Raw genomic sequence first — 18,565 nt, forward strand, 5'->3', positions numbered from 1 at the left:
TGCCCCCCACTGCCCGCCGCCATAGAGGCCGAGATGGTAGTTGTCGCTCTCGCCGGAAGACAGGCGGCTGTTCACGTCGAAGTCGCTGCGGCTGTAGCCGGCAACGACGCCGAAGCGCAGATTGTCGTAGACCGCCGCATCGGCGCCGACCAGGAAGCCGCCGGTCGAGCGCTTCAGCCTCGCGGCATTGCCGTCGCTATCGGTCCGGCCCCATGAGCCATAGCCCTGGCCCCAGACTGCGAAGCGGTCCGTCTGCGGCAGAGGCATTGGCCCTTTCACGCTCGGGGCCAGATCCGCGCTGTAGCCGTAGTTCAGCGTGACCGAGCCGACGCTGCCGAAGGCAGAGCGCAGCCGGTCGTTGATTGCCGTACGCAACAACCAGCTGTCTTCGATCAGGGCCGTCTTGGCAGAGGCGTGGATCTCGCCGGAAAGGTCATTCAGCGCCCGCCCGGCCGCATCGATGCTGGCCTGGTTGTAGACGCCGCTCTGGACCGGATCGCCGCCGGGCAGGCTGTCGATGCTCTTGCCGACCTCGACCTCGTTGGGGCTCGTGCCGATGCTGCCGGCGGTCTGGGTCTGCACGACCGTCAGATAAGCGTTGCGAGCATCGTAGCTGTCGCGCAGGCTTAGGAACGGCGTCAGCACCTGCTCGGGAAAGCCATAGGTTCCGGTCAACCCGGTCGAGGTGAGGATGGTATAGCGCTGGCCAAGAACATAGGGCGACCCGGTATAGTTCACGACGGACAGGCCGGCACCGGTCGCCAGTGTCGCCGTGCCGTTCACCTTGATCAGATCCGACGTCACCGTGCCAGGGTCGACCTCGACCTGGTAGGACGAGCCCGCGCTCTGCGCGAAGGCGCCGTTCACCGTCAAAGTGCCGATCGAGTTGCCCGGCGCAATGCGGCTGCCGCCGAGCAGCGTCGTCGCCCCCACCGTGCCGCTGCCGGCGAGCGTCGCGCCGGACTGGACCGTCACCGCCGAGCCGGCGAGCGAGCCGTTCACCGAAAGCGTGCCGCCAGCAATGCTGGTTGGGCCGGTGAAGCTGCTGGTGCCCGTCAAGGACCAGGTGCCGGTCCCGACCTTCTCGAAGCTGTCGAAATTCTGATACTGGGAAAGATCAAGACTGTTGCTGGCCGTTCCGCTGAGACGAAGGCTGTCACCGACCGCAGCCGGGTTCGCGATGACGTTGCCGAAGATCTGCGAGCCGTCCTGAAGCTCCAGGTGGATCGCGCTGGTTGAAGAGGGGGAGATCTGAATAGCCGTGGCTTGGCCGGCGCCGGCCCGAATCGTGCCGCTATTGATGATGTCGAGGTTGCCACCGGTCCCGTTGGTGCTGATCGCGAATGCACCCGCGCCACCCCTGACGGTTCCCCTATTGACGAGGTTAATTCCGACTGTAGCCCCGCTCGTGGTTATGCCGACTCCTCCGGCACCGCCTTCAATCACGCCGGTGCTGCTGTTCGCGATCTGACTGACGCCAATACGCGCGAGGACGCCGGCGCCGCCAACTGCAGGACCTGTTCCACCGCGAATTGTGCCGTTGTTGGTCAATGTGGCAGGAACCATGGTGCCAGCCAAATCGATGCCGGCGCCGCCTCCATTGGTTGTGCCGTTGCCGCCCTGTATCAGGCCGTTATTGATGATCGGCGCGTTCGGGTTGTTGAAGCGAACGCCCGGAGCGCCCGACACATCGCCGCCGCCGCCGATGATCGAGCCGTAATTGATAAGGCCCACGCGGCTGCTGCCCAGCCCGACCTGACCTGTGCCAGTAGCGCTATCGGCGCCTATAAGTGTGCCGATAAACGTAACCGTATTGCCCCCAACTCCCGGTGGCTGGAAATTGAGGGCGGTGGCACCGGTGCCATCGATGCCGGTCAGGGTGAAGCCCTGCGTGTCGATCGTGATCGGGTGCGTCAGGACCGTGATGCCGGTACCCGAGACCGCAAAGCTGCCGGTGAGCCGAATCGTCGAGCTGGCATCGGGGCTGGCATTGGCTGCGACAATCGCATCGCGAAGTTGCTGGTCGTTTCCGGCGGTGAAATCGGCCGCCGAAACTGTCGTCGGCAACCAACAGATCAGGGCCAAAGCGGCGCCGCTGACGCCAGCAAGAAGCCAACCCCTTCTCCGGCCTACCTTGGTGAGTTTCAGATCGTACCGAAAACGCCCGCCCGCGCCCGCATGCATCGTCTGTCTCCGTAGGCCAACCCAAGGCTGCGCTTATATGATTCGCTCCGCCAGGCAATCGTTGTGCCAGGATAAGAAGAATGCGGTGTTACAGTGGGCTGTATCGGTGGACCGAAGTGGCGTGCTGTCGCTGTGATTGCGCCGGGGGAGAATAATTTTTCCTCGCTCCGGAACCCGACATTTTCAAGCCGCCGCGAAAATGATCCTGGCCTTGGAGCAGCGCGGTTATGTGACGCGCGAGTCCGATGCAATTGGCCGCAAGAAAAGGATCATCATCGCGTCCTCAGCGTCCCGCCTTCCACGGGTCGATCACAGGGACGTTCGCCGCATGGAAGGCGCTGGTGTCACGCGTGGCGACGGCGAAGCCGTGAGCGGCTGCGATGGCTGCGATATAGCCGTCCGGTGTCGGAAAGCCCTTGCCCGCGTTACGCGCCGCAACCGCGATGTCAGCATAACGGCGAGCGGCATCCGTATCGAAAGGAAGGATTCTGCCGCCGAACAGGGCAAGCTGCCCATCGAGCGTGGTGGCGAGCATCTGCTTGCGCCGCCCGTCCGGCAGCGCGCCGATGCCGAACAGCAGCTCCGCGACGGTCACGCTGGCAAGGTAGAGGGTTTCGGCGGCCTGCTCGTCGAGCCAGTCACGCACGGCGGGAGCTGGCTCCGGCTTCATCGCCTCGGAGACGACATTCGTATCCAGAACGATCATTCAAAGCTCATGGGCATGGCGGGTGTCCGATCGCGGTCCTGTTCCAGCGCCTCAAAATCGGCATTGGTCAGCCCGGCCTTCCGGCTCAATGCCGACAGGGCTGAGCCGATGCGAAGGCGGTTGGCGGGGCGAACCGCCGTTTCCAGAATGTCGCGCATTTCGGCTTCCGCGCTGCGGCCATGATGGGCCGCGCGCACCTTGAGGGCGCGGTGGGCCTCTTCGGACAGGTTGCGAATGGTGACGGCGGGCATATGATGGCGTCTTTCTCTTACTGATAGCGACGCTATCAATATAGACAATGTGCCATCAGATCGCTAGGCGCGCCCTCATCCGTAGGGCAACCCGTTATCTCGCGGGCTGACCGATGCCCGCTACCAGTCGCATCCACGCAGCGATGCCAACGAATCCTCCGCCGACGATACAGAAATTTGCCGCCAGATGTCGGATGGCACGGCCTCCTTAGTGATTCCGTGAACCAGCGCATAGCCTGCGACGGCGGCAGGCGCGGCGAAGATCAGCGCCACGTCGCTCAACCATCGCTCGAATACCTCGATCTCGGCTTCTGTCACCGGCACGGGATCGGGCCAGTCGTCCGTCACGGTCCATGTGTGCAGAAGTGTTCGCGCGTAGGAGGTGCGGCTAGAAATCTAAGCGCGAGTGATCCTACGCGGCGTCGAAGGCAGCTTCTTCGCCATGTCGATGAAGGCACGAAGTTTGGGCTGCGATGCGCTGAGTGCCGGGAAATAGAGGTAGAGCCTGTCGGGCGGCGGAGCGAAGCTCTCCAGGCAGGCTACAAGCGCTCCGGATTCCAATTCGGCCTCCGCAGCCCGATCAGAAGTGTAGATGAGTCCCAATCCCTGAACGGCAAGCGATCGCAAGAGGCCGCTGTCGTTTACGATCGTGCTCCCGTTCGGCCGAATTGAGACGGCGCCATCGCCGCGAACGAACTCCCAGTCATAGATCGATTTCGATCTCGGAAAACGAAAGCGAATGCATTCGTGCTCTGCCAAGTCATCTGGTGTCCCTGGCGTGCCGCGATCTGCGAAATATGAAGGCGCGCCAAGTACCAGCCAGCGGAATGGCGGTGATACGCCGACCGCGATCATGTCCTTTTCGATGTATTCGCCGATGCGAATGCCGGCGTCGAACCCGCCCGAAACTACATCGATGTCGGCGTCCTCCACGCCGACCTCTACCGCCACGTCGGGATAGGCTTGGCGAAATGCCGGGAGAAGCGGTTCGAGGACAAGGGGCAGGGCAAGCCGATGGACGCACAGGCGAAGCAGGCCCGATGGCCGCCCCCGCAATTGATCGAGCTCGCCGAGCGTTTGCGCGATCGCGCTGGCCGCAGGCCGCAATTTGCCAAGCAGTATGGCGCCGGCCTCGGTCAAGCTCACCTTGCGTGTCGTGCGATGAAACAGGGGAAGCCCGAGACGGCGTTCCAATGACTGGATCGCCTGGCCTACCGCGGCCGGTGTCACGCCGATCTCTTCTGCGGCCGCGCGGAAAGTGCCTCGTTCGGCCACAGCGAGGAATACCGACAGGCCATCGAATGGATCGCGACGGGGCATGGCGTCCCATTATGAAGGTCAGCTTCATAAGCTATACATTGATAGGCCGGTTCAATTATTCAATACTATTGGCCACTTTCAAGCGATCGCAATTCGCCTGAAAGAATCGGAATGACTGGCCTTGCCCCGGAGACGCCGAGCCGAGTTCGTCGCCTCAGGGGACCGGCGGGCTGGACGCTCATCACCACCAGCATCGGCTTCGTGATCGTCCAACTCGACATCACCATCGCCAATGTCGCACTGCCGCAGATCGCGGCGGAATTCTCAGTCGGAATGTCGGAGCTCCAATGGATTATCGACGCCTACTCCCTCGGATTCGCGACGCTTCTGCTTACCGCCGGCGTCGCCGGCGATCGGTTCGGTAGCCGGCGAATATTCGTGACGGGTCTTGCCCTCTTTGGATGCACCTCACTCGGCTGCGGTCTCGCCTCGTCCGCAGCGATGCTGATCGCCGCGCGCGCCCTTCAGGGCGTTGGCGCGGCGTTGATCCTGCCGACGTCGCTCGCCTTGATAGCGCATGCCAGCGAGGACGATGAGAGGGCACGGATTGGTCTCATCGGATGGTGGAGCGCGTCCGGCGCGCTGGCGGTCGCAGCCGGTCCGGTCGTCGGCGGCTTTCTCATATCGTGGCTGGGCTGGCGTCCGATTTTTCTCCTCAACCTGCCGCTCTGCTCACTGGGGCTCTTTTGGACCTGGACCAAAGTTCGCGAGACAAGCAGGAAGGCGGAGGGTCGATTTGATATCGTTGGGCTTCTCCTGGCTGCGGTCTGCCTGTTCATCCTCACAGGTACGGTCATCCAGGCCGGCCGGCTCGGATGGAGCGAACCTTTTGTGCTGGCAGGCTTCGGCCTCGCAATTGTCCTCGGCATCGCCTTCTTTCGCTTCGAGGCAACGGTTTGTGCGCCAATGCTCCACTTCGGGTTGTTTCGCGTTCCCGGATTTTCGTCGGCAGCCTATGTCGGGACCGTCATCAGCCTGACCTTTTTCGGCCTGGTGTTCGTTCTTAGCCTGTATTTTCAAGAAGTTCGGGGTTATTCACCGGCCACGGCCGGATTGGCCTTCATGCCGCTGACCGCCGTCATCATGTTCGCAAACCTCGCTGGCGGGAAGGTCGGCGCGAGGGTCGGCTTTCACGCTCCAATGATCGTCGGCATGACCACTGCCGCCGCCGGCAACATCGTGCTCTTGGCAGAAGGGCTTGGACCAGCGACGTCCTTTCCGATCCTGGCGATAGGCCTCTGTCTGATTTCGATTGGCACCGGCGTGGCTGCTCCGGCGATGATGTCGGCGGCATTGGCCAAAATCGAGCGCACCCGATCTGGCACCGCTTCCGGAGTCCTGACGACGGCCCGGCAAGTCGGCGGGGCCATCGGTATCGCGCTTTTTGGCTCTCTCGTCGCTGGCGGGCCGGAGAACATTCAAATCGGAAGCACGGCCATCTTTCTGTCGTCCGCGATCCTCTTGCTGATCGGTGCCGTCGTGACGTGGCTGGGAGTGTGAGCTATGGCTGCGGAATGACCACCTCCATCTCCGCCTTCACTCGATCGAGTGCGATAAGGGTGCGATAATCCTCCACCAGATCGTTCTCCGCGAAAAGGCGGCGCGTCATGGGAGGCTCCCGTCTGAGGTGAGGTGAACCCTCGATCCCCAGATGGCTCGGCCGCCCCTACATCATCATCCGCAGCACCGCCGGCGCCCGCTAGCCCCGCCGCGAGAGCGGCTTAATCCCCTGACGCAAGACTACAGCTATTCGGCACTTATCCATCGGCCGTGTGAAAGTAGCCTCACTTCTCATAGGCAAATGGATCATCGACAGTGTGCGCGGGTTGAGTGAACCACCGGGCGCCGTCCTCGGTCATGTAGGCGATATCCTCGAGGCGCACGCCGAACTCACCGTAGATGCACATCATCGGCTCGACCGAGAAGCACATCCCGACCTGCAGCGGCGTCTTGTTGCCTTTGACCATGAAGGATTCCTCGTGGACGTCGAGGCCGAGCCCGTGGCCCGTGCGGTGAGGTAAGCCGGGAACCTTGTAGCCGGGGCCGTAGCCGGCCGCCTCGATGACGCCGCGCGCTGCAAAGTCGACGTTTTCGCAGGGGGCACCAAGCTGAGCGGCTGCGAGGCCGGCGAGCTGCGCCCGCTTCTCGAGGTCCCAGATTTCGCGCTGCCGATCGCTCGGCTCGCCGAAGACATAGGTGCGGGTGATGTCCGAGCGGTAGCCGCCGACCTTCGTGCCCATGTCGATCAGCACCATGTCGCCCTCGGCGAGCGTCTGCTCGTAGGGCACGCCATGAGGATAGGCCGTCGCCTCGCCGAACTGCGCTGCGCCGCTCGTCCAGCTCATGCCGAGCTTGCGGTGTGCCTGGTCGAGGAAGATCTTGACCTGCGCGGTTGTCACGCCGGGCTGCAGTGCGCGAGCGGCCGCCTTGTGAACTTCCATGGTGATGTCCATGGCACGCTGGATGAGCGCGATCTCGGCGAGCGATTTCAGCTGCCGGCAGGCCGCGGTGATGATGTTGCCGTGGACGAAGGAGTAGCGGTTGCCGGCCTTGCGCAAGCCATCGACGATGAAGAACGGCGTGTGAGGATCGAGCGCAACCTGGCCACTCTCATAGCCCAGGCTGCGGATCGTCTCGACGACGAGCTCGGTCGGATCCTCGTGCTCCTCCCAGCAGCGCACATCCTCGCCGAACTTCATGTATTCGCGCGTCTTCGGTTCTTCGAAGGCGGGGCTGAGATATACGATCTCTCCTTCGGCCGGAATGATCGCGCCGTGAAGGCGCTCCGTGAGGTTGAGCTGAATGCCGGTATAATAGGCGAGGCTGGTCGAGGTATCGAGATAGAGCGCCTGGAGCCCCTGCTCACGCATCAAGGCCTGCGCCTTGGCGATGCGGGCCTTGAACTCCGTCACGGAGATCGGCTCGATGCCATCCGTCATCGGCTTCAGCTTGGCCAATTCGGCGTCAAAGTTCGAGCCGCCCACGCCTATCGTCATCGTCGTCATCCTTTCGAGTAAAACGGTCTGCCGTTTAGGCGGGAGGCCTCGGCGTTTCGTCGGCCACCGGCTCGGCCGGTTGCAGCAGGGACAAAAGATCGCGTCTCACTGCCTCGACATGCCGCAGCGTCAATTCGGCGGCGCGCTGCGCGTCACCGGCGCGGCAAAACGCCAACAACTCGGCGTGCTCCTGCTTTGCCCTTGCCGTCGCTCCATCCGCCATGGCGAGCTGAACGCGGGTGTAGCGGTCGGTGTTGGCCAGCAGGACCTTTACGATTGCAAAGGTCTGGCTGCGGTCGGCCGCCCGGTAGAGCGAGAGATGGAACTCCGTGTTGAGTTCGCCCCAGGCATCGAGATCGCCGACCCTGATCGCCTCGCTGTAATCGGACAGAATCTGCTCGGCATGGGCGAGGTCGCGATCGCGCAGGCGGGGCACAGCCCGTCTCATCAAATCCGGCTCCAGCGTGGCGCGCAAATCGAAAAGCTCGGCAATGTCAGTGGCAGAAAGGGCCGTGACCACAGCCCCGCGATGAGGGTGCAACGTCACCAGCCCCTCGGCAGCGAGCTGACGGAAGGCTTCGCGGATCGGAATGCGGCTGATGCCAAACTCGCGAGCCAGCGCATCCTGCCGGAGAGCTTCGCCGGCTGCGACCGCGCCCGAAAGGATGCGGCGGCGCAGTTCAACGACGGCCGCTCCGGTCATCGTCTGGCGAAATGGCGAGAGGGGAGAGGAGGTGGCTTCGACCATGCTGGTCTTCCTATTGGGCGCGATAGCGGCGCTGGACCAGCAGGCTCGACAGGGCGGTCAACGTCAAGGTCGTCAGCATCAAGATGAAGGCGATGGCCGCCGCGAAGGGCCAGTTGTTGTTGACCGCGAACTCCCGATACAGCATCGGCGCCATCATCTGGAACCTTGCGCCGCCCAGCAGAAACGGCGTCGCATAGGCGTTCATCGCCAGGATGAAAACCAGGATGCCGCCGGTCGCGATGCCGGGCAGCGCCAGCGGCAGCACCACATGCCAGAAGCGCCGCGGCGGCGAAGCGCCCAGGCTGTCCGCCGCTTCCTCCACCCGTGCATCGATGCCTTCGATGACGCTCTGCAGCGTCAGGATCATATAGGGCAGGTTGATCGACAAAATGCCGAGGCCGACGGCGAAAGAGGTATAAAGTAGCGAGATGCCCGTCCCCCCCATCGCGCCATAGATCGCATCCACGATGCCGCCGCGACCGAGCACCCCCATCCAGCCCAGGGCCCGCACGGTCGAGCCGATGAAGAGCGGCAGGATGATCAGCAGGACGCCGATCGACTTCCAGCGGCTTTGCGAGCGGGCGAGCTTGTAGGCGATCGGAAAGCCCATCAGCAGGCAGAGCAGCGTCGTGACGATGGCGATGCTGAATGTGGTCCACAGCACGCCGGTATAGAAGGGATCGGTGACGAAGCGGAGATAGTTCTCCGGCGTGAACGCCTCGACCATGAAGGTCCGCCTGTCGTAGCGGTTCAGGCTGTACCGCGCGAGCAGAGCCAGCGGCAGAACGAGCGAGAGCAGGACGACGAGCGTCGCCGGCCCGATGAGCAGCGAAGCGGTGAGCCCCTCGGGCCGGCGGCGGGTCATGATTAGCGCCGCTCGAGAGTGCGGCGCCACCAATCGTTCATGTCGTCGCGGACGGCGCTAAGCTGCGGGTAAGGCGCGGGGATCAACTTCGGTGCCGGCTCGGGAAGAGCGAGGTTCTTTGCGACCTCACCCTCGAGCGCGGCATTGGTGATGGTCGGGTGATAACCCATCGTCGCTGCGAAGCCTCGCTGGGCCTGCGGATCCAGCGCGGCGTTGAGATAGGCGAACGCGGCCGCCTTGTTGGGCGCGTTCTTCAAAACGCACATGCTGGAGACATAGGTCATGCAGCCCTCCGTCGGGAAAGACGAGCGCATCTCGACGCCGCCCTTGGTCCAGAACAGGACGCGTGCATGCCAGACCAGCCCGACATCGATCTCGCCGGACTTGATCGCCGGCGCGAAGGCCTCGGTGGATGTGTAGGCCTTGGCGCCGGCCCTGATCAGCTTCTCGAGAGGAGCCTTGGCGTCCACGATCTTGCCCGGATCGCCCTGGTTCTTCAGGGCAGCCGCCATGGCCACCCAGATGTAGCTGTTGTCGAGGATGCCGACCTTGCCTCCATAGGCCTCCATCTCGGTGAAGCTCTTCGGCGGCGTCTTCACCCGCTCGGGGCTGTAGGCGATGACCTGCGGGCTGTAGATGTGCGGGATCGCGTAGGGGGTCGCGAAGGTCGACTGCACGTATTTCAGGTTCGGCACCTTGCTCTCGTCGAGCGGCTCGAGCATGCCGGACTCTTCGAGATCATAGGCGGCAGGTGCCTGCACCGCGATGACGTCGACGCTGCCACGCGGGAGACGCCGCTGCGCGATCGCCTTGGCGACGCGCGTCGGCTCGGTGCCTGCGTCCTGGACGACCTCGATGCCCTTCGGCTTGAGCAGTGGGTCCTCGATGTTCTGCGTCAGGAGCTTGGCATAGTCGCCGCCCCAGGTGCTCATCACCACCCGGCCCGTGGCCTCCTGAGCCCGAAGGATGGCTGGAGCGAAGATCGGCGCTGTGCCCGCGCCCGCGGCCAGAGCAAGGATCGTGCGGCGGCTCGGCTTGGTGTCGTGGCTCATCTCAAACTCCTGTTGTCGTCGCGTCGAAATGGATCAGGCCGCAAGAGCCGGTGCCGCGCTGACGGCGACGTTATTCTCATCGAAAAGGCGTTCGTTGACCCCGTCCCAGGTAATCCCGGTCGTCTCGCCCGGTATGCGGCGGGTGCCACCGACCGCCCCGGTCGGCTCGTGAAGCTCGAGATGGCCTCCTCCCGGAAAGGCGAGGAGATAGTCGATATGGCCGCCGACATAGGTCGCGTCCTCGACCGTGACTCGGCCGCGCGGCGCGGCCGAGCCGTTGTCGTCACTCAAGCGGACGCGCTCCGGCCGCAACGCCAATATATGAGGGCCGCGGGCATCGTAGCGATTGGCGAGCTTCAGCACAGCGCCTCCCGGCAAGCGAAAGCTGTCTGAATCGACCAGTTCGCCCTTGACCAGATTGCTGTGGCCGATGAAGCGGGCGACGAACGGGTTGAGCGGCTCCTCGTAAAGCTCCTCCTGCGTCCCGACCTGCTGAACCTTGCCTTCGCTCATCAGCACGAGACGGTCGGCCATCGTCATGGCCTCGTCCTGATCATGCGTGACCATCAGCGCCGTCAGCCCGGCGGCCTTCTGCAACTGCCTGATCTCGCGGGCCACGGATTGCCGCAGATTGGCGTCCAGGTTGGAGAGTGGCTCGTCCAGCAGCAGCACCTTCGGCCGGATCGCCAAGGCGCGGGCCAGTGCGACGCGCTGCTGCTGGCCGCCGGAGAGCTGGCGCGGATAGCGGTCGGCCATCGCAGTCAGCTTGACCATGGCCAACGTCTCTTCGAGCCGCCGGTCGATCTCGGTCTTCGGCAACTTGCGCATGCGCAGTCCGAAGGTGACGTTCTGCGCGACGGTAAGGTGGGGGAACAGCGCATAGCTCTGGAAAACCATCCCCATCTCGCGCTGATAGGGCGGCAGGGCCGCGTAATCCCTGCCTTCGAGCAGGATACGGCCGTGTGAGGCGGCAACGAAGCCAGCGACGAGGCGCAGGGTCGTCGTCTTGCCGCAGCCCGAGGGGCCGAGAAGCACCAGCATCTCGCCGCGGGTGACGTCGAGATTGACATTGTCGACGGCGGTCGTGGCGCCATAGACCTTGGTCAGACCTTCGATGCGGAGATAAGGATCCTGGCTCATCAGACGACCTTGCTCAGCTTGACGTACCGATCGATCGCCAGCAGCAGCAAGGCGATGACAGCGGTCTGGACAACCACCACCGAAGCGACCAGCGGATCGAAGCGGTACTCGAGATATTGCAGCACCGAGATGGGAAAGGTGATCATGCCGGGGCTGATCAGAAACAGCGTCAGCTCGATGTTCTCGAAAGAGACGATGAAAGCAAAAAGGGCGGCTGCGACGATGCCCTGTCGCATCATCGGCAAGGTCACGCTCCAAAGCACGCGGGCGGGCGGGGCGCCCAGATTTGCGGCCGCCTCTTCGATTGAGCGGTCGAGCTGGACGAGATTGGCAACGCACAGCCGAACCACCCACGGCGTCGTGATCAGCAGATGCGCCAGCACGAGCACCCAATCCGAGCCGATGAGCGGGATCTCAGAGCGGATTTCGATATCGACCATCAGGACATAGAGACCGAGCCCGATCACCACGCCTGGCACCGTCAGCGGCGACAACAGCAAAACATTGAGCAATCCGCGGCCGATGAAGCGGTAGCGCACGAGCGCAATGCTGGCGGGCACTCCGATCAGGAGGCTCAGCAGGGTCGCGGTGAAGGCAACGCGCAGGCTCGTGCCGAGTGACTGGCCGAATTTCGGGAACTCCGCCAGCCGTCCGTACCACGACAGGGTGTAACCGCTGGGCGGAAACGTCACCACGCCATCGGCGAACAGGCTCATATAGGCCGTCATCAGCAGCGGCACGATCATCAGCACCACGCCGGCCGTTATCAGCACCGTCACGACGAGCTTGGAGAGCCATGCCCCCCGCGTGCTCGGCGTTGCGGATTGGATCGCGTTCGCCAACCAACATCCCCTCTGGTTCTGCTCAGGAAAGCGGAGGCGCACTGTCTCTGTCAATTGGATAAAATCTCCATTATGCAATTGCCGGCTTTTGATATCTGTGAAACGGTTGGCGGGTCGGGCTGCGCCTGCAGTTGCGGTCGCGATCGCATTTCTTGCTCACCACCTGGAGGCAGCCGATGAGCCAGACGATCTTCGCGGGAGGGCGTTTCCTTTCGCCCGAGCATGATCGCCTGATCGAAGGCATCGAAATCCTGATCGAGGGCGATCGCGTCCAAGAACTGTCCGACCGCCCGATCACGTCTCGCTCGGCGACGCGCATTGCGCTCGGCGGCCGGACCCTCATGCCGGGCTTGATCGACATGCACGTCCATGTCGTTTCAGCCGTCGTCAACGGCGTGCAGAACGCGATGACCCCGTCTTCCCTTGTCGCATTGCGGACGGCGCGCGTGATGAATGCGATGCTGATGCGGGGGTTCACGACAGTGCGGGATCTGGGCGGCGCTGATCTCGGCCTCGTCATGGCCGTAGAAGAGGGGCTGATCGAGGGGCCGCGCCTGATCATCTGCGGCAAGGCCCTGAGTCAGACCGGTGGCCACTCCGATCCGCGGGACAGGTCCGAAACGCGTCCGCTCTATTCGGGTCGTCTGGGCCAGGTCGGCCAGCTCTGCGACGGCGTCGATGCCGTTCGCCTCGCCGCGCGCGAGCAGCTTCGAGCCGGCGCGACGTTCGTCAAGATCATGGCCAATGGCGGGGTCGCATCGCCGAATGACCCCATTCATGCACTGGGTTTTTCCCGCGATGAAATTCGTGCGGCCGTGGAGGAAGCGGAGAACGCCGGGACTTATGTCGCCGCCCATCTCTACACCGACAAGGCGATCGCCAGAGCCGTCGAATGCGGCGTCCATTCGCTCGAGCATTGCAACCTGATCCAGCCGGACACAGCGAGAAAGGCGGCCGAGGCGGGCTGTTTTGCCGTGCCCACGCTCGCTGCCTATGAAGGGCTTGCACGCGAGGGGACCGCGTTCGGACTGAGGCCTGAATCGGCCGCCAAGATTGAAACTGTGCGCAAGGGCGGCATGGAATCGCTGTCGATCATGCGCGATGCCGGGCTGCCGATGGGCTACGGATCGGACCTGCTCGGGCAGCTCCAGAAGTACCAGACGCTCGAATTCGAGCTTCGTGCGCGGGTTCTACCGCTGCGTGAGGTGGTGGAGTCAGCGACGACGATGGCGGCGAAGCTTTGTCGCATGGAAGGCGAGATCGGGGTGCTGGCGCCCGGTTCATATGCCGATCTGCTGGTCGTCGATGGCGACCCGACTCAAGACCCGACCCTGTTCCAGAACGATGGCCGGGCACTGCGCGCCATCATGAGGGGCGGGCGCTTCTTCAAGAACGAACTGAACTAGGCGAGAGACCCGTCATGCGCGGAATGATCGTCGCGGCCCAGCCCGAAGCGGCGGAAACGGGCGCCGAAATGCTGAGGCGCGGCGGCAACGCCGTCGACGCCGCGATCGCCTGCGCCTTCAGCCAGGGTGTCGTCGATCCTCAGATGTGCGGGATCGGCGGGTTTGGCGCGATGCAGATCAGCATGCCGAAGCGCGGCGTGCACACGGTTCTGGAGTTCCTGGCCAGGGCTCCGTTCTCGGCCACGGCCGAGATGTGGGCGGACCGTTTCGTCGGTCAGACCCGCGACGGTTTCGTATTCCTGCTCGACGGCCACGCCAACGAATGCGGTCATCTCGCCGCCGGCACGCCCGGCAACGTCAAGGGCTACTGCGAGGCCCTGGCACGCTTCGGCACGATGGAGCTGAAGGATGTCATGGCTCCGGCGATCCGTCAGGCCCGTCAGGGCTTCATGGTCCGCCCCTACGTCCATTATTATTGGGCGATCGACCAGCGCGCGATGGGCCAGGTCAACACGGAGGACAAGCTGCGCCTGAGCGAGACCGGTCGTGCGATCTATTTCCACCCTGACGGATCGCTGAAGCGGCCGGGCGACATCGTCTCGAACCCCGACCTCGCGCACACGCTCGAGCGCATCGCGGCGGCCGGCCCGGCCATCTTCTACACCGGAGAGATTGCCGAGCAGGTCGCCGCCGACATGGCGGCCCATGGCGGTCTGATTTCGCAAGCCGATCTGGCCGCCTACCAGGTGCGTGAGAAGGCCCCCGTTTGGGGGGAGTATCGCGGGCTGCGCATTGCCGGTAACCCGCCGGCCGCGGGCGGTGTCTCGTTGATCGGTTTGATGCAGATCCTGCAAGAGTTCGAACTTGCCTCGCTCACCCATAATTCGGCCGAGCATCTGCGGATCCTGGCGGAGGCGATGAAGTGGATGACCATCGACAAGGACGCCCACATGGGAGATCCCGATTTCGTCGACGTCCCGATCGAGATGCTGCTGTCGCAGGCGCATGCCGCAGCCCATGCGTCCCGCATCCGGGCCGGCGAAAAGGCGCATGTCGCGCGCTCCGCGCTCGCGAAGGATCCGCCGGACACCACCGTCTGCTGCGTCATGGACGATGACGGCAATGCCGTGACGATCACGCATACGCTCGGCCAGCCGTCCGGCGCTATCACTCCCGGCCTCGGCTTCATGTACAACGGCACCATGAGCGGGTTTGATCCGCGGCCGGGAAGAGCCGGCTCCATCGCGCCAGGCAAGGCGCGGGGCAGCGCCATGGCGCCGACCATCGTGTTCGAGGGCGAGCGCCCGGTGATGGCGCTGGGAGCTCCAGGCGGGACGTTTATCGTGCCGGCCCTCGCGCAGGCCTTGAGCAATGTCATCGACTTCGACATGACGATGGCGGAGGCCGTCTCGGCGCCCCGCATCGTTTGCCTGAGCGACACGATCGATGTCTCCAACCGCATCGAGCATCGCGTGACGGACGAGCTCGAAGCGCTGGGGTATCCCGTCGCGCGCTCCTATCAATCATACGCATTCGGCGCGCCGCATGGGATCAAGGTCGAACCGTCGGGCTGGGCCGGTGGTGCCGATCCTCAGCGCGACGGCATGGCCATTCGCGTGTTTTGAGAGGCGCTCCGGCTGGACTGCAGTTGGACCGCCTCAGCTTCGGCTCATGAAAATGGCATTATCGCGCATTTCAGATGCGTGATAATTCTTGACGTGGTGATGGCTGTCGAGGAATGATCGCGCATCTGAAATGCGGGATCATTCCGTGCTCCACCTGGTCGGCGAGACGATCGACGCCAAGCGCGCCCATTTGCGGGCGCAGGCAGGCGAGCTCACTCAGTTGGTCCGCGGCATCTATGTCGACGCGACGGATGACATCGAGGCCACCGTGCTTGGCCATGCGGTGCGGATCGCCCGCTATCTCTATCCAGCTGCCTATCTGGCGTCGGCCAGTGCGAGCCTGCTGGGGCCGACGCCGGATGGGCGGTTGTTCATCAGTGGGCGGCGCAACCAGCGCACGCGTCTGCGCATGCTTGAGATCGTCCAGAACGAGGCGCCCACGCAGCCGTCGACCGTCGTCGTCGTCGTCGGTGACGACATGGGTGAATTCCGCGTCGAGGCGTCGTCCCCGCGTCAGCGCTTTCTGGAAGCCTTCCGGCTGCGCAGCGAGCACGCAACCGCGATCACCGAGCCGATGCGGGCGCAGATGGCGGCGCGCCTCGTCGAGGAATACGGGACGCCCCGAGGTGCTGCAGACGCGGTCTGGGGGCTTGCTCGTGAGAATGGCTGGTATCGCGAAGGCGAGGGGGCAGAGCGCTACCTGCTGGCGCGATTAGGCGCGGACAAGATCGTCGGCAACAAGGCGGCACTGGAATTCCTCGTCGCCTGGCACGGAACGCCGCTCGGGCATCTGAGCCATGACGGCTTCGAATGGCGATGGAAGGCTTCCGGGCGAGGCGGCGATCCACCGCTCATCCGCGAGACGATGCCGGGCAGGCTGCCGCCATTCATCGAGTCCCTCTTGCCGGAGGGGTGGCTCGCTCAGGTCCTGCATCAGCGTGACGAGCGTGGCGTGCTACGCTCGGGCCGGCGCTATATGTCCAACATTGCGATCGTCCGAAGCCCTGAGGAACTTACAACGATCGCCGCGGACGTTCTGCAGGGTGAACTCGCGGCCTTCTCGACGGGTGGTTGCTTCACCGGACACTATCAGGGCCCGGGGCGGGGCGAGATCGAGGAGACCTTCGAGCAGAATCTGGCGCTGCTCTATGCTCAGACCCAAACCCCACGCCTGTCGGGCGTCCGAATCAAGGCGCCGATGTGCCTAACCACCGACGGCCTGCTGGTGCCGGCCATCGAGCGGCCGTTTACTCATATCTTCAAGCCGGCCGGTACCGCCGGCTTCGAGACGCTGCCCGTCGTCGAGTGGCTTTGTCTCGAACTCGGCAGGGCGGTGGGCTTCGAAGTGCCCGAAGCCGCTTTGGTCGAGATGCCCGACGGCATGCCGCCGGCGCTTCTTGTCGAGCGCTTCGACATCCGTCGGAGCGCCGATGACCATCGCATGCTGGCGATGGAGGACTTCTGCTCGATCTTGGAGCTCCCGGCCTCGGCGAAATATGACGGCACGATCGAGCGCATGGCACGGGGATTGCGCCCGTTATCGACCGATCCGGCCGCCGATCTCGAAATCTTGTTCCGGCGCGCCCTGTTCGCTTGGTTCATCGCCGACGGCGACATGCATTTGAAGAACCTGGCGCTGTTGAAGTATGCCGAGCCAGGATCACGTCGGTTCGCGACCGTGAGGTTCGCGCCGCTTTATGATGCGGTCACGACCCGTGTGCTCCCGGGCCTTGCCGGCGATCGGATGGCGTTGAAACTCAATGGCAAGGACGATCGCCTGACGCGTCAGGATTTCCTGACGCTTGCCCGAACCATCGATCTGCCGGCGGCCAGGGCCGAGGCGGCGATAGGGGAACTGGCTACGCGCTTGCGTGAGGCAGCACTTCGCATGGCGCTGCCGGAGCGAGTGGCGGAAGGAGCAACCAAAACTGCGGAGGATGCGATGCGTGGCATCATTATCGAACGTATCGGAGTCTTCCTATGACAGATAGTGAATCGCCGCGCCGGTAGGGGCAGAAGCTCGCCGGAGCAGTCTATGCGTGTCTGCTACGGTGAGCGCCCGGCTGATGCGAGCGCCTTTGCCGACAGGCTGAGCCGCCTCATGACAAGACGCTTGGGTAAAGGCTGATCGACCGGAGCTAGCGGGATAATTTCGCGCGGAGCGGTCAGAGCAGAGTGATTTTCCCGTTCGCCAATTCGTAATGGGCGCCGACCACCTTGACCTTTCCGCTCCTCACGAAATCCGCGAGGATCGGCTTGGCCGTTTCGAGGCGCCGCACGCCCCGACGGATATTCTCTGCAACCGCCGCAGCGAGCACATCGTCCGGCTTGTCGGCCTTGGCAGCTTTGACGGCGGGCCTGATTTCGCGAACCATCTCTTGGAGATGGCCCGGCAGGCTCGCCCCGTCTCGTACGACCTTGATCGCGGCATCGATGGCTCCGCAGCGCGAATGGCCAAGGACCATGACGAGCGGTGTGTTGAGGAACTTCACCGCATATTCGAGGCTCGCCAGCCCATCGGCATTGACGAAATTGCCGGCGAGGCGAACCACGAACAGATCGCCGGGCCCTTGATCGAAGGCGAGTTCCGGCGCAACGCGTGAATCCGCGCAGCTTAGAATTGCGGCGATCGGGTGCTGGACCGTGACCCGCGAGGCCCGGCCGGCCGAATAATCCAGATTGCTCGACGTATTGGCCGCGTAGCGCGCATTGCCATCCATCAGCCGCTTCAGCGCCTCGTCCGGCGTGATCGCATTCTGTGGCGCCGCCTCGGCGAAGGCCCGCGGGGAGAGCGCAGCGGTGGCGCTGAAGGCTGCCATGCCGGCAAAAAGGCCGCGGCGGGACATTCCGGATATGGGCCGGGCGCACAGGTCACACATAGCTAAAGCCTCCCCAGATCAGCCTGCGCTGCGAGCGATCCGAGCTGCTAAAGCGACGTTTCATCAACCTTGTCGCCGCACTCACCTCACAGCAGGCACCGCATTACTGCTACAGGCAATGGAGGCTGCGAAGTCCAAACTTTGCAGGGATTCCCCATGAGCGATGTGCTTGAGTCCGAGCCGGTTAGGCTCGCCGAATGTGAAAAGTCCGTCAGGGCTGGTTCCTCGACTGATCACGCGTGCAGCCAAGCCGTTTATTGAATCAGCTGCTGCCCCCAAGCCGCTTGTTCTGGACGATCGCTGTGTGTCACGCGCTGCTTTTTGTCGAAGACGCGATGAGGCAGAGCGACGCCTTTCCAGCGGACCTCGAGCCGTCGATCAGGAAACTCGTAGGTCTCGACGTATTTTCCGATCAGCCCAGCCGTCAGCGGCGTCTCGTCCAGAATAATCCGCGTGTTGTCGTACGACAGGGCGAGTTGCTGAGTGACATAACCGATGCCAGCACCTCAGCGCGGCGCAGTTCTCTCTCACTCATCTCGACCCAGCCCATG

16 protein-coding genes and 1 pseudogene are annotated in these 18,565 nt (G+C 63.7%); 4 read left to right on the forward strand and 13 right to left on the reverse strand.

Annotation, left to right across the window (positions count from 1 at the left end; translation table 11 throughout):
- From GY40_RS26355 to GY40_RS01750, 5 genes are all read right to left on the reverse strand, one after another.
- On the reverse strand, window positions 1–2,184 hold a 2,184-nt coding region (locus GY40_RS26355; RefSeq protein ID WP_156115838.1), incomplete at its 3' end, for an autotransporter outer membrane beta-barrel domain-containing protein.
- A gap of 283 nt (window positions 2,185–2,467) precedes the next feature.
- Window positions 2,468–2,890, reverse strand: a complete 423-nt coding sequence (locus GY40_RS01735) for a type II toxin-antitoxin system VapC family toxin (protein WP_038358210.1) — start codon at window positions 2,888–2,890, stop codon at window positions 2,468–2,470.
- Complete coding sequence (locus tag GY40_RS01740; RefSeq protein WP_038358212.1) at window positions 2,887–3,141, reverse strand: FitA-like ribbon-helix-helix domain-containing protein; 255 nt, start codon at window positions 3,139–3,141, stop codon at window positions 2,887–2,889. The genes GY40_RS01735 and GY40_RS01740 overlap by 4 nt, the downstream gene beginning before the upstream one ends.
- A 120-nt stretch (window positions 3,142–3,261) precedes the next feature.
- A complete protein-coding gene (locus GY40_RS26900; protein WP_113253811.1) occupies window positions 3,262–3,489 on the reverse strand; it encodes a hypothetical protein in 228 nt (75 codons plus the stop codon).
- A gap of 48 nt (window positions 3,490–3,537) precedes the next feature.
- Window positions 3,538–4,461 (reverse strand): LysR family transcriptional regulator, encoded by a 924-nt coding sequence (locus GY40_RS01750; protein ID WP_038358214.1) that lies wholly within the window; start codon window positions 4,459–4,461, stop codon window positions 3,538–3,540.
- 111 nt (window positions 4,462–4,572) lie between these two features.
- On the opposite strand from GY40_RS01750, the gene GY40_RS01755 reads away from it, so the two are divergent.
- Window positions 4,573–5,961 (forward strand): MFS transporter, encoded by a 1,389-nt coding sequence (locus GY40_RS01755; RefSeq protein WP_038358216.1) that lies wholly within the window; start codon window positions 4,573–4,575, stop codon window positions 5,959–5,961.
- 284 nt (window positions 5,962–6,245) lie between these two features.
- Here the strand turns inward: GY40_RS01755 and GY40_RS01760 are convergent, their stop codons facing one another.
- From GY40_RS01760 to GY40_RS01785, 6 genes are read right to left on the reverse strand one after another with little or no spacing between them, the layout of a single operon-like run.
- Window positions 6,246–7,457 carry a M24 family metallopeptidase gene (locus tag GY40_RS01760; protein ID WP_038358255.1) on the reverse strand — a complete coding sequence of 404 codons (1,212 nt, stop codon included), beginning with the start codon at window positions 7,455–7,457 and terminating at the stop codon, window positions 6,246–6,248.
- Between the two features lie 34 nt (window positions 7,458–7,491).
- Entirely contained in the window at window positions 7,492–8,205 is a 714-nt protein-coding gene (locus GY40_RS01765; protein WP_038358218.1) for a GntR family transcriptional regulator, read from the reverse strand.
- A gap of 10 nt (window positions 8,206–8,215) precedes the next feature.
- Window positions 8,216–9,070, reverse strand: coding sequence for an ABC transporter permease (locus tag GY40_RS01770; RefSeq protein WP_038358220.1), 855 nt, complete (start codon window positions 9,068–9,070; stop codon window positions 8,216–8,218).
- Window positions 9,071–9,072: 2 nt separating this feature from the next.
- Window positions 9,073–10,122: an extracellular solute-binding protein gene (locus tag GY40_RS01775; RefSeq protein WP_051987421.1), complete on the reverse strand. Its 1,050-nt coding sequence runs from the start codon at window positions 10,120–10,122 to the stop codon at window positions 9,073–9,075.
- Window positions 10,123–10,155: 33 nt separating this feature from the next.
- Entirely contained in the window at window positions 10,156–11,262 is a 1,107-nt protein-coding gene (locus tag GY40_RS01780; protein ID WP_081925060.1) for an ABC transporter ATP-binding protein, read from the reverse strand.
- Window positions 11,262–12,104, reverse strand: coding sequence for an ABC transporter permease (locus GY40_RS01785; protein ID WP_051987422.1), 843 nt, complete (start codon window positions 12,102–12,104; stop codon window positions 11,262–11,264). The genes GY40_RS01780 and GY40_RS01785 overlap by 1 nt, the downstream gene beginning before the upstream one ends.
- 176 nt (window positions 12,105–12,280) lie before the next feature.
- Here GY40_RS01785 and GY40_RS01790 point away from each other — a divergent pair, with 176 nt between their 5' ends.
- The 3 genes from GY40_RS01790 (at window position 12,281) to GY40_RS01800 (ending at window position 17,119) form a co-directional block, all read left to right on the forward strand.
- Complete coding sequence (locus GY40_RS01790) at window positions 12,281–13,510, forward strand: metal-dependent hydrolase family protein (protein WP_038358222.1); 1,230 nt, start codon at window positions 12,281–12,283, stop codon at window positions 13,508–13,510.
- A gap of 14 nt (window positions 13,511–13,524) precedes the next feature.
- Window positions 13,525–15,135, forward strand: a complete 1,611-nt coding sequence (gene ggt / locus GY40_RS01795) for a gamma-glutamyltransferase (protein WP_038358224.1) — start codon at window positions 13,525–13,527, stop codon at window positions 15,133–15,135.
- Window positions 15,136–15,265: 130 nt separating this feature from the next.
- Complete coding sequence (locus GY40_RS01800) at window positions 15,266–17,119, forward strand: type II toxin-antitoxin system HipA family toxin (protein WP_038358226.1); 1,854 nt, start codon at window positions 15,266–15,268, stop codon at window positions 17,117–17,119.
- A gap of 181 nt (window positions 17,120–17,300) precedes the next feature.
- On the opposite strand, the gene GY40_RS01805 is transcribed toward GY40_RS01800, so the two are convergent.
- Both GY40_RS01805 and GY40_RS28150 read right to left on the reverse strand, forming a co-directional pair.
- Entirely contained in the window at window positions 17,301–17,954 is a 654-nt protein-coding gene (locus GY40_RS01805; RefSeq protein ID WP_248311076.1) for a carbonic anhydrase, read from the reverse strand.
- 334 nt (window positions 17,955–18,288) lie between these two features.
- Window positions 18,289–18,505 (reverse strand): annotated as a pseudogene (locus GY40_RS28150) (ISNCY family transposase); the annotation flags it as partial.
- Window positions 18,506–18,565: the final 60 nt, after the last annotated feature.

The sequence above is a fragment of the Allobosea sp. UNC402CLCol genome, from assembly GCF_000745475.1.
GTDB lineage: Bacteria > Pseudomonadota > Alphaproteobacteria > Rhizobiales > Beijerinckiaceae > Allobosea > Allobosea spartocytisi.

Excerpts from the sequence above, each read along its gene's own strand:
- GY40_RS01805 (WP_248311076.1), bottom strand. The coding sequence starts at position 17,954 with ATGGCAGCCTTCAGCGCCACCGCTGCGCTCTCCCCGCGGGCCTTCGCC.
- GY40_RS01765 (WP_038358218.1), bottom strand. The coding sequence starts at position 8,205 with ATGGTCGAAGCCACCTCCTCTCCCCTCTCGCCATTTCGCCAGACGATG.
- GY40_RS01750 (WP_038358214.1), bottom strand. The coding sequence starts at position 4,461 with ATGCCCCGTCGCGATCCATTCGATGGCCTGTCGGTATTCCTCGCTGTG.
- GY40_RS01770 (WP_038358220.1), bottom strand. The coding sequence starts at position 9,070 with ATGACCCGCCGCCGGCCCGAGGGGCTCACCGCTTCGCTGCTCATCGGG.
- ggt (WP_038358224.1), top strand. The coding sequence starts at position 13,525 with ATGCGCGGAATGATCGTCGCGGCCCAGCCCGAAGCGGCGGAAACGGGC.
- GY40_RS01740 (WP_038358212.1), bottom strand. The coding sequence starts at position 3,141 with ATGCCCGCCGTCACCATTCGCAACCTGTCCGAAGAGGCCCACCGCGCC.
- GY40_RS01780 (WP_081925060.1), bottom strand. The coding sequence starts at position 11,262 with ATGAGCCAGGATCCTTATCTCCGCATCGAAGGTCTGACCAAGGTCTAT.
- GY40_RS01755 (WP_038358216.1), top strand. The coding sequence starts at position 4,573 with ATGACTGGCCTTGCCCCGGAGACGCCGAGCCGAGTTCGTCGCCTCAGG.
- GY40_RS01735 (WP_038358210.1), bottom strand. The coding sequence starts at position 2,890 with ATGATCGTTCTGGATACGAATGTCGTCTCCGAGGCGATGAAGCCGGAG.
- GY40_RS01800 (WP_038358226.1), top strand. The coding sequence starts at position 15,266 with ATGCGGGATCATTCCGTGCTCCACCTGGTCGGCGAGACGATCGACGCC.
- GY40_RS01790 (WP_038358222.1), top strand. The coding sequence starts at position 12,281 with ATGAGCCAGACGATCTTCGCGGGAGGGCGTTTCCTTTCGCCCGAGCAT.
- GY40_RS01760 (WP_038358255.1), bottom strand. The coding sequence starts at position 7,457 with ATGACGATAGGCGTGGGCGGCTCGAACTTTGACGCCGAATTGGCCAAG.
- GY40_RS01775 (WP_051987421.1), bottom strand. The coding sequence starts at position 10,122 with ATGAGCCACGACACCAAGCCGAGCCGCCGCACGATCCTTGCTCTGGCC.